The sequence below is a fragment of the Rhodococcus sp. ENV425 genome (assembly GCF_002887785.1).
Classification (GTDB): Bacteria; Actinomycetota; Actinomycetes; order Mycobacteriales; family Mycobacteriaceae; genus Rhodococcus; species Rhodococcus aetherivorans.
Map to the genome: position 1 here is coordinate 1 of NZ_PCZU01000089.1, position 8,906 is coordinate 8,906.

An 8,906-nucleotide genomic window follows, 5' to 3' on the forward strand; every position below is an offset into this window, starting at 1 on the left:
CGGCGCGGCGCCACCCGCAGCCTTGCCGAGCTGTGGGAACCGGCCGCGCGCCTCGCCGAGCACGGGTTGCCCTGCTCGGCCAAGACCCGCGACGACGTGCGGTCGGCGCTGGACGCCGTCCGCAGCGATCCCGGGCTGGCCTCCGTGTACGTCGACGGCGGTCTCGTACCGCTCGTCGGTGACCGGCTGCCGCAACCCGACCTGGCGCGCACCATCCGTGAACTCGCGCACGACCCGGCGTCGTTCTACACCGGGTCGCTCGCCGAGCGGTGCGTCGCCGCGCTGCGCGACGCGGGCGCCCCGTTCTCGGGAGACGAATGGGTCGCAACCGGGACGGTGACGCCGGAGCAGGCGCTGTCCGGCCGGTACGCCGGCGCGGTGATCCATCAGACCCCACTGCCGACCCCCGGGTGGATGGTGTTGCACCAGGCGGCGCTGTGCGACGGCGTCGTCGGGTCCTCCCCGCTCCTGAGCGCGGCGGCGATCGACCGCATGGCCCGGGCCGCGCGGACGGCGTTCGAGGACCGGCTGCGCTGGTGCAGCGCCGACAACGACGGTGCCGCGCGCATCCTCGATCCCGGCCACATCCGCGCCGGCCGCGACCGGCTGTCGGCGACCGCGCCTGCCGGAGCGTTCACGGTGGCCGGCGGAGACACCACCTCGCTGGTGACGGTCGACCGGGACGGACGCGCGGTGAGCTTCATCCATTCGCTGGCGTTCACCTTCGGGGCCAAGTTCACCGTGCCCGGCACGGGGATCGTCCTGAACAACCGGCTGGGGCGGGGCGCGTATCTGATCGACGGGCATCCGAACGAGGTGCGGCCCCGCCGCAAGCCGCTGCACACCCTCAATGCCTGGATCGTCACGGACGAGGCGGGAGCGCTGCTCCACGTCGGCAACACCCCCGGCGGGGACGGGCAGGTGCAATGGAACATGCAGCTGCTCTCGCACCTCCTCGACCACGGGCTCGATCCGCAGGAGGCGGTGTCGGCACCCCGGTTCACGGTGTTCCCCGGCTCCGACGCGAACGTGCTCGGCGACCCCGCCGAGCTGCGCATCGAGGCCGACGTCCCGCCCGAGGTCCGCACCGCCCTGTCCGAGATGGGGCACGACGTGCGCACCCTCGAACCGCTCGGCGCCGAGGGCAGCGCCCAGATCATCTCTCTCGATCCCCGCGGCGTGCTCAGCGGCGGCAGCGATCCCCGTCAGGAAGGAGTGGCTCTCGGTGTCGAATGAACAGGCGATCGGCCGGGCAGCGATCGGCGCGCAGCCGCCGCGGCCGCGCGGCCGCTACGTACCCGCGGTGCTGTCCGGCTCGACCGTCCACACGGCGGGGATGACCCCGCGCCGTGACGGCCGGCTGACCGTCACCGGCCGCGTCGGCGGCGACGTGGACCCGGCCGTCGCCCGGGAGGCGGCGGGCCTCGCGGCCGGCAACGCCCTGGCCGCGGTCCGTTCGGTGCTGCCGCCGGGTGCGATGTTCCGGTGCGTCGAGATGGTGGTGTACATCGCGTGTGCCGACGGCTTCACCGAGCTCTCGGCGGTCGCCGACGGCGCATCGGAGGTCGTCGAACGCGCGCTGGGCCCGGCGTCACTGCCCGCCCGCAGCGCGATCGGGGTCTATCTGCTTCCCGGCAACGCGCCGGTCGAGGTGGCCGTCACCGCGCACGTCGCTGACGGACCCGGCGCGCACTGACGACCGCGGATCAGACCAGGGCCGGCCCGATCACGGCCAGCGCGACGAGTGCGATCAGCGCGGACAGGCCCGCTATGGTCGCGCCTCCGACCGGCGACTCGACGTCTCCGAACAACGGTTCGTCCTCGTCCCAACACCACCGCGGCATCACTCCATGGAAGCGGTTCGCCCCCGCATGCGCAACGGGGCGAGACCGATTCGGTCGAATTGCGGGAAGTTCCACGAAGTTTGCCGGGATCAGGCCGGACGAACCGGGGCGACGATGTCCGCCGCGAGGGTGAGCAGCATGAAGGCCCCACCGACGACGACGAACGCGTACGTCACCGGCAGCAGCTTCACGAAGTTGACCGGCGCTCCGCCGGGCCGGCCCAGCCGGGCGCGCACCCGGTTCCGCAGACCCTCGTAGATCGCCACGGCCATGTGCCCGCCGTCGAGAGGGAGCAGCGGCAGCAGGTTGAACAGGCCGACGAAGAGGTTCAGGCTCACCAGCAGTAGCACGAACGACTCCCAGGCGCCCCGCTCGACGGCCCGGCCCCCGAGCGATCCGGCCCCCACCACGCTGATCGGGGTGTCCGCGTCGCGTTCGCCGCCGGTCACCGACCGCCACAGCGACGCCGCCTTCGTCGGCATGTCCACCACCGTGCGCGCCGTGAGCGCGGCGAGGTCGCCGGTGAATGCGAGGGCGGCGGGCACCGCGGTCACCACGTCGTACCGCACGGGACCGGCGGGCGGGCGCGCGGATACTCCGATCGCACCGACGGCCGTCGAGCGCTCGTCCCCCGTCCGAGGGTCGACCACCCATCGCTGCACCTGCTCGGTCGCGACGAGCAGCACCAGCCGGCGGCCGTGCCGTTCGATCGTCAGTTCGACGACTCCTGCGCTGTCCCAGATCTTTCCGACCAGGTCGCCGAACCGGGTGACGCCCTCGCCGTCGACGGCGAGGATCGCGTCGCCGGGGAGTATCCCCGCGGCCCCGGCCGGTCCCGGGCCGTCGCACGCGGCGAGGCCGTATCCCGGGCCGGGCCGCTGCGACGACGGGACGCATCCGACGGACTCGACGACCACCTTCGGATGCAGCTCCGGCAGCCCCCACCCGACGGCGAGCACGAGGACGAGGACCCCGGCGAGCAGGAAGTTCATGCCGATGCCGCCGGACATCACGACCAGCCGCTTCCAGGTCTTCTGCCGATACAGGGCGCGATCGTACTCGTCGGGGGTCAGTTCGTCGAGCGCGGTCGTGCCGGCGATCTCGCAGAACCCGCCCACCGGGATCAGTCCCAGCCCGTAGTCGGTCTCACCGCGCCGGACGGAGAAGAGCATCGGGCCACGCCCGAGGGAGAAGCGACGCACCTTCATCCCGAGACGCCGCGCCGCCCACAGGTGGCCCGCCTCGTGCAGGGCGACGGACACCGCGACCCCCAGCGCGAAGAGCACGACGCCCAGCGCGAACGTCACGGGTGATACGTCGCGTGCTCGCGGATGTACCCGGTGACGTTGCCCTCCGGGTCGCAGATCATGTCGCCCTCGAGGCACTCGGTGGTGACCGGGATGTGCCGCAACTCGCCCGCCGGCTGGGGCAGCGTGATGCCGGGGACGAGCGGGCCGGCGTACTGCGCGGGCCGGCCCTGCGCCGGGTCGGCGATCAGGTGCACCCGCACCCGGTCCTGCAGGTCGGTGCCGTCGTCGTGCACGGGCGCCGCCGCGTCGATCTCCATCGCGACCCTGCGCACGACGATCGCTCCCTGCGAGTAGCCGTACAGCTCGTAGCGCGTGCGCGGCCCGCAGGCGGCCTCGGTCCGGCCGATCTCCGCCCAGAGATTCTGCACGCCGATCTGCACCGACTGGTCCATGAACGTGTCCCAGCCGAACACCCCGGCGACCATGCCCGCCGGATACCGCACGTGCCGCACCGCGAAGTCGGGGCTGTTGCGGTACTGATCCGTGTAGGAGTTGAGCGGGCTCTCGGGATCGATCGAATCCGGCGTTTCGGGGCCCTTCGTGCCGTCGACGGCGAGCACCACGGTCGGCGCACAGTACGAGGCCGGGGACGGGTCGGCATGGGCGATCGAGACGGCACCGAGCATCGAGCCGATGGTCAGCGCGCCGACGATCGCGACCCGGACAGCGGAAAGGATCATCGAAACCGTCCTTCAGCCATGGGATCCACCCCAACGATTCCCGACCGCGTTCATAAGTAAGCACAGTGATCGTGAAGTCCGCAAATCGAACACGCGGATGCGGTGCAACTCGGGGGCCTAGCGGACGACATCGGCCAGATCCACGAAACCGTAACCCCGCGTCCGCAGACCGTCGATGATCGCCGGCAGCGCATCGGCGTCCAGGGTCGTGCCGTCGTCGGGGTTCGCGCCCACGTGCATCAGAACGATCTGGCCGGGCGCGGCCGCGGCGAGGACCCGCTCGGTCACCGCCGCGGCGTCGAGACCACCGCTCGTGCCTTTCCAGCCGAGCGAATCCACGGTCCAGCGCACGGGCACGTAGCCGGCACCGTTGACGACGCGGATGTCGGCGTCGGTGCGAGCACCGAAGGGAAACCGGAACAACGGCACGGCCGGGCGACCCGTCAGTGCCGTGATGGCGTTCTCGGCCGCCGCGAGGTCGGCCCTGATCTGCTCGTCGGTCAGATCCGGATAGGAGGGGTGGGTGTTGCTGTGGTTTCCCACCGCGTGCCCGGCGGCGGCGACGGCGCGGACCCGGTCCGGATACGTCCGCGCGAAATCACCGGTGACGAAGAACGTCGCCGGGACGGCGTAGCGGGCGAGCGTGGCGAGAATGCGGGAGACCGCGGTGTCGGAGGCTCCACCGTCGAAGGTCAACGCCACCACCTTCTCCTCGGTGGGAATCCGTTCGAGGTCGATGCCGCGCAGGGCGGCAGGTACACCGGCCGGAGGCACCGGCGTCGGCTCCGGACCGGACGGCGGAACGGGGACGGTCGCGGAGGGCCCCGGAGCCGGGGACGGGGGCCCGGGCGGCGTGGTCGCCGGTTCCGACGTCGGACTGCTCGTCGCGGTGGCTTCGGGCGGCTCGTCGGGCGGGCCGGAACCACAGGCCGTCACGACCAGGATCGACGCCGCGACGACGAGCGATCCGCGCCGGAACCGGATGTTCATGTGGACAGTGTGCCGCTCCACCTCGGCCGCGCCGCTGCGGTCGCCGGGTCCATCCCCCGCCGGGTGCGGTGGAACACGACGCTCACGGCAAGGAGGACCTCCGCGGCCGCGACCGCCAGCGCGGCCGCCATGAGAGGGGGAATCGAGGCGCCCGCCGCTGCACCGGCGACCGGAGGCACAGCGTGCCCGTGGTGGCCGCCCGCGGCCCGGTCCGGGCTCATGGTGGTCAGGTGCACCATGATCATCGCGACGTTCATGACGGTGACCAGGATCCAGTCCCGCTGGTCTCCGCGCATCCACAGGTGACGGGCGCAGTAGAGGCATCCGGCGACCATGACGAGGGTCAGGGCCGCCGACCCGGGCGACGGGGTGTGCTCCGCGAGCGAGCCGGCGTGCAGGACGGCCGCCGACACGGCGAGGGCGGCGGCCGCCCGGCCGCACCACGTGGTGGTGGTGCGGCGGGCGGCTTCCGGAACCGTGGTGGACATGCCCGTCAGTCCGTGCAGCAGTGCTTCGACGTGCCGGCCGGAACGTCGAGGGCCGGGTTCCGGTCGAAGAACCCGACCGGCTTCAGCGTGAACCCGGCGTAGTCGACGGGCATCACGGGCCAGTCCTCCGGGCGCGGGAAGTGGGTGAGCCCGAAGGTGTGCCACAGCACCAGGTCCTCGCCCTCGATGTTCCGGTTGCCGGCGACGAATGTCGGCAGTCCCGCCTGTCCCGGATGCTGGTTGACGAAGTCACCGGCCGGATAACGCTGCGCCGGGTCGTACCGCGTGACCCACAGATGCTTGGTGGCGAACGCGGCGCGGGCGGCGATGGAACTCGACGGATCCGCCAGCAGCACGGGCTGACCTTCCGGGTGCAGTGCGTATCCGACGTTCCGCCCGAGCCGGTTCTGCTTGGTCGGGTTGGTGATGTGCCAGACCCTGGCCTTGGTATTGTCGGCCAGCCTCTGCCCGTCGGCCTCCGTGGTGAGGGTGGTCTTGCGGCAGCGGAACGCGTTACCCCACGGGTTGTCCGGTCCCATCGGTTCGGGCACGGCGTCGACCTCCTCGACCGTGTTGACGTTGCCGTCGACCGCCATGTCCAGGCGGGCGGAGAAGAGGTGCTGGTGGAACGGCGCACCGAGCCCGGGCGCCATCTCGGTGGCGAACCCGTCCTCGCCGCGGTAGGCGGAGGTGAAGACGATGCCGGTGGCCTTGGCTTCGAGTTCGATGGTGCCGTCCAGGTAGAGGTACCAGTAGAAGCCGTAGTCGTAGTTGCCGATGGTGAGGAAGAAGGAGATCACGAGCCGGCGCGACCGGCGGGTCTCGGTCATGCCGTTGAACATGTCCGTGTGCTTCCAGAGGACGCCGTAGTCCTCCTCGTGGAGGCAGATCGCGTTCTTCATCACCCGCGGGTCGCCCTTCTCGTCGGCGATGGTGACGTCGAAGTACCGGATCTCACCGAGGCAGTCGCACCCGAGTTCCAGCGAGTTGGTGTAGCGGCCGAACAGGTATTCGCCCTGGTCGAAGTAGTTCTGCCAGTACCGCACCGGCGACGGGTCGGCGTAGGGCACGACCATCTCGGCAATGGATGCGCGGTAGATCACCGGCCGCTGCACGCCGTCGTCGGAGAACGACAACTGGTGCAGGGTCAGGCCCTCGCGTACGTCGAACCCGAACCGGAACGTCCAGTCCGCCCAGGTGATCCGATTGCCCTCGACCGAGAAGCTGGGCCCCTCGGGTTGGATGATCTCGATCGGCTTGAGGTCGGTGCGGGCCGGCCTCGCGTGCGGAGCGGCGTCCCATTCGCCGCGTTCGGCCGGCACGGGAAGGGTGATCTCGTCGACGACCTTCACCACGCGCTGCTCGGTGAGGTCGACGTAGGCGACCACCCCGTCGATCGGATGTGCCCAGGGCAGGTCGGCCTCGTCCTCCTGGTGGAACGCGAGCACGCGGACGATCCGGTGCCCCACCTCGTCCTCGTGCCCGAACACACCGGCCGACAGCGGAACCGCGCGCACCTTCTCCGGATCGATGCCGCGCGCAGCCATCGCCGCAATCCAGTCGAAGCTGGACAGGAGGAACGATTCGATGTCCTCGAACTCCTCGTCGAGGATCGGGACATGCCCTTCGGTGGCGGCGTCGACGGCGACGGTGCTGAGGATCCTGCGTTCGGTGACGGACACGACGTGATCGGAGCCCGCCCCGGTCGCACGGTCGAGGAGAAGGACGCGGGCACGGCGCTCGATGTGCTCCCCCGGCCTGAACGCCAGGACCGTCGACTTGTGCGGTTCCTCGAGCCCGACGTAGACGAACCGGACGTGCTCGGTTACCAGCCCCGCCGCCGATACCGTTTCCTTGACGGCGGTGATCTCGTCGGCGGTCAGAGGGGTGAGCGGGTGGTCCGGTGCGGGCGTCGATGCCGCTTCGGTGAACTTCGTGGTGGCAGTGCTCATCGGGCGATCTCCTTGTCGATCTCGGTTTCGGTCGTGGCGGCGGGCGCGACGCCGCCGGAATGGTGGTGATGTCGTGCAGCGTCGGGGCGGAGAACGGCCACGGCCGTTCCGCCCGCGAACGCCCCGGCGAGAAGCACGCCGACGATGGCGGCGAGGGTGCCGGATCCGCCCACGAGCAGCGGCAGGTTCGCGATCGTCATCGCGAGCAGAGCGCTCAGCCCCGCGAGACCCAGCACCGGCGCGATCAGCGTGGGCCACGGCCGGGTGTCGGCCCGGGATCGCCGGAAGAAGACGAGGACGGCGATCGACGTCAGCGCCATCAGGGCGAGCACGCCGACGGACGCGACACCGGCGAACCAGGCGAAGACCTCGGTGACGGGATCGAGTCCGCCGACGGCCGAGGCCACGACGAGAACCAGGGCCGAGACCGTCTGCACGATCGAGGCCACGTAGGGCGAGGCATGGCGTACGTGCGAGCGGCCGCATCGCGCCGGCAGTGCCGCGCTGTTGCCGAGCGAGAAGATGTAGCGCGAGAGCACGTTGTGGAAGGACAGCAGCGCCGCGAAAAGACTGGTGACGAGGAGCACCTGCACGACATCCCCCGCCGCCGCTCCCACGTAGCGGGTCGCGGTCTCGATGATCATGCCCTCGGGGTTCTCGGTGGCCAGGACGACGGCGCCCTCGTCGCCCCACGCGCTGACCAGCGCCCAGCTCGACAGCGCATAGAAGCCACCGATGACCACCAGGGCGAGATAGGTGGCCCGCGGAATGGTCCGGGCCGGATCGCGCACCTCGTCACGGAAGACTGCGGTCGCCTCGAAGCCGATGTAGCCGGCGACAGCGAAGATCAGGGCGATTCCCGGTGCGCCCGAGAAGAACTCGGAGGGGCGTAGCGCGGCGGTGGAAGGACCCTCCGCTCCGCCGCGGGCGATCACCGCTGCATCGATCACCAGTACGATGCCGACCTCGCAGAGCAGCAGGACCCCGAGGACCTTTCCGGACAGGTCGATGTGGCGGTAGCCGAGAATCGCGACCGCCACCAGAACGATCAGAGCCCAGAGATACCAGGGCAACTCGGGACCGCCGTGCGAGGTCACGAAGTCGCCGAGGGCCGCGCCGAGGTATCCGTAGACGGCACCCTGCACCGCGGTGTAGGACAGCAGCGCCAGGAACGCGGAACCCAGTCCGACGTGCCGGCCGAGTCCGTGGGTGACGAAGGTGTAGAACGCCCCCGCCCCGGGCACGTGCTTCGCCATCGCGGTGAAGCCGACGGCGAAGAAGAGCAGGACCACCGTGCAGACGATGTACGAGGCGGGGTACGCGGCCCCGTTTCCGGCGGAGATACCGAGTGGGACCGTGCCGGCGATCACGGTCAGCGGGGCCGCGGCCGCGACCACCATGAAGACGACGGCGCCGGGGCCGAGGCTGCCGGACAACCGGTGGGTGGGGGGTTCGTGTGCGCGAGCGTTGAGGGTCATCGGTGCTTCGACTTTCGGGAGAGGGAGTGCGCCGGCGATGTCGGTGCCGACCGCCGGAAGAAGCGTGCGCCCGGACGTTGTCGGTGCGGTCACCGCGGCGTCACGGTTCGTCGACGGCAAACGAGAAGGGCGGGGGGCCGGGTTCTCGTTCGGCCCGGCAGGGG

9 protein-coding genes are annotated in these 8,906 nt (G+C 70.9%); 2 read left to right on the top strand and 7 right to left on the bottom strand.

From position 1 onward, the window contains the following. Both CQZ88_RS07120 and CQZ88_RS07125 read left to right on the top strand, forming a co-directional pair. On the top strand, positions 1–1,236 hold a 1,236-nt coding region (locus CQZ88_RS07120), incomplete at its 5' end, for a gamma-glutamyltransferase (RefSeq protein ID WP_102799482.1). Continuing rightward, the gene (locus CQZ88_RS07125; protein WP_102799483.1) at positions 1,226–1,696 is read left to right on the top strand and encodes a RidA family protein; all 471 of its coding nucleotides are present in this window, start codon (positions 1,226–1,228) and stop codon (positions 1,694–1,696) included. The genes CQZ88_RS07120 and CQZ88_RS07125, both read left to right, overlap by 11 nt. Positions 1,697–1,706: 10 nt before the next feature. Here CQZ88_RS07125 and CQZ88_RS29815 read toward each other — a convergent pair whose 3' ends face one another. The 7 genes from CQZ88_RS29815 to CQZ88_RS07155 all read right to left on the bottom strand — a co-directional run bounded on the left by CQZ88_RS29815 (position 1,707) and on the right by CQZ88_RS07155 (position 8,742). Continuing rightward, positions 1,707–1,844, bottom strand: a complete 138-nt coding sequence (locus CQZ88_RS29815) for a hypothetical protein (protein WP_006943148.1) — start codon at positions 1,842–1,844, stop codon at positions 1,707–1,709. An 89-nt stretch (positions 1,845–1,933) separates the two neighbouring features. After that, positions 1,934–3,151 (bottom strand): RIP metalloprotease, encoded by a 1,218-nt coding sequence (locus CQZ88_RS07130; protein ID WP_102799484.1) that lies wholly within the window; start codon positions 3,149–3,151, stop codon positions 1,934–1,936. After that, positions 3,148–3,834, bottom strand: a complete 687-nt coding sequence (locus CQZ88_RS07135; protein ID WP_006943145.1) for a cutinase family protein — start codon at positions 3,832–3,834, stop codon at positions 3,148–3,150. Before CQZ88_RS07135 ends, CQZ88_RS07130 begins: the two co-directional genes overlap by 4 nt. Positions 3,835–3,951: 117 nt before the next feature. Further along, entirely contained in the window at positions 3,952–4,824 is an 873-nt protein-coding gene (locus tag CQZ88_RS07140; protein WP_006943143.1) for a polysaccharide deacetylase family protein, read from the bottom strand. Next, positions 4,821–5,312 (bottom strand): hypothetical protein, encoded by a 492-nt coding sequence (locus tag CQZ88_RS07145; protein WP_006943141.1) that lies wholly within the window; start codon positions 5,310–5,312, stop codon positions 4,821–4,823. The genes CQZ88_RS07140 and CQZ88_RS07145 overlap by 4 nt, the downstream gene beginning before the upstream one ends. Before the next feature lie 5 nt (positions 5,313–5,317). Continuing rightward, positions 5,318–7,264, bottom strand: a complete 1,947-nt coding sequence (locus CQZ88_RS07150; protein WP_102799485.1) for a primary-amine oxidase — start codon at positions 7,262–7,264, stop codon at positions 5,318–5,320. Further along, complete coding sequence (locus CQZ88_RS07155; RefSeq protein ID WP_102799487.1) at positions 7,261–8,742, bottom strand: APC family permease; 1,482 nt, start codon at positions 8,740–8,742, stop codon at positions 7,261–7,263. The genes CQZ88_RS07150 and CQZ88_RS07155 overlap by 4 nt, the downstream gene beginning before the upstream one ends. Positions 8,743–8,906 lie beyond the last annotated feature (164 nt).

Bases quoted from the DNA above. Each gene is read 5' to 3' on its own strand.
- CQZ88_RS29815 (WP_006943148.1), bottom strand. From the start codon at position 1,844: ATGCCGCGGTGGTGTTGGGACGAGGACGAACCGTTGTTCGGAGACGTC.
- CQZ88_RS07135 (WP_006943145.1), bottom strand. From the start codon at position 3,834: ATGATCCTTTCCGCTGTCCGGGTCGCGATCGTCGGCGCGCTGACCATC.
- CQZ88_RS07140 (WP_006943143.1), bottom strand. From the start codon at position 4,824: ATGAACATCCGGTTCCGGCGCGGATCGCTCGTCGTCGCGGCGTCGATC.
- CQZ88_RS07145 (WP_006943141.1), bottom strand. From the start codon at position 5,312: ATGTCCACCACGGTTCCGGAAGCCGCCCGCCGCACCACCACCACGTGG.
- CQZ88_RS07150 (WP_102799485.1), bottom strand. From the start codon at position 7,264: ATGAGCACTGCCACCACGAAGTTCACCGAAGCGGCATCGACGCCCGCA.
- CQZ88_RS07155 (WP_102799487.1), bottom strand. From the start codon at position 8,742: ATGACCCTCAACGCTCGCGCACACGAACCCCCCACCCACCGGTTGTCC.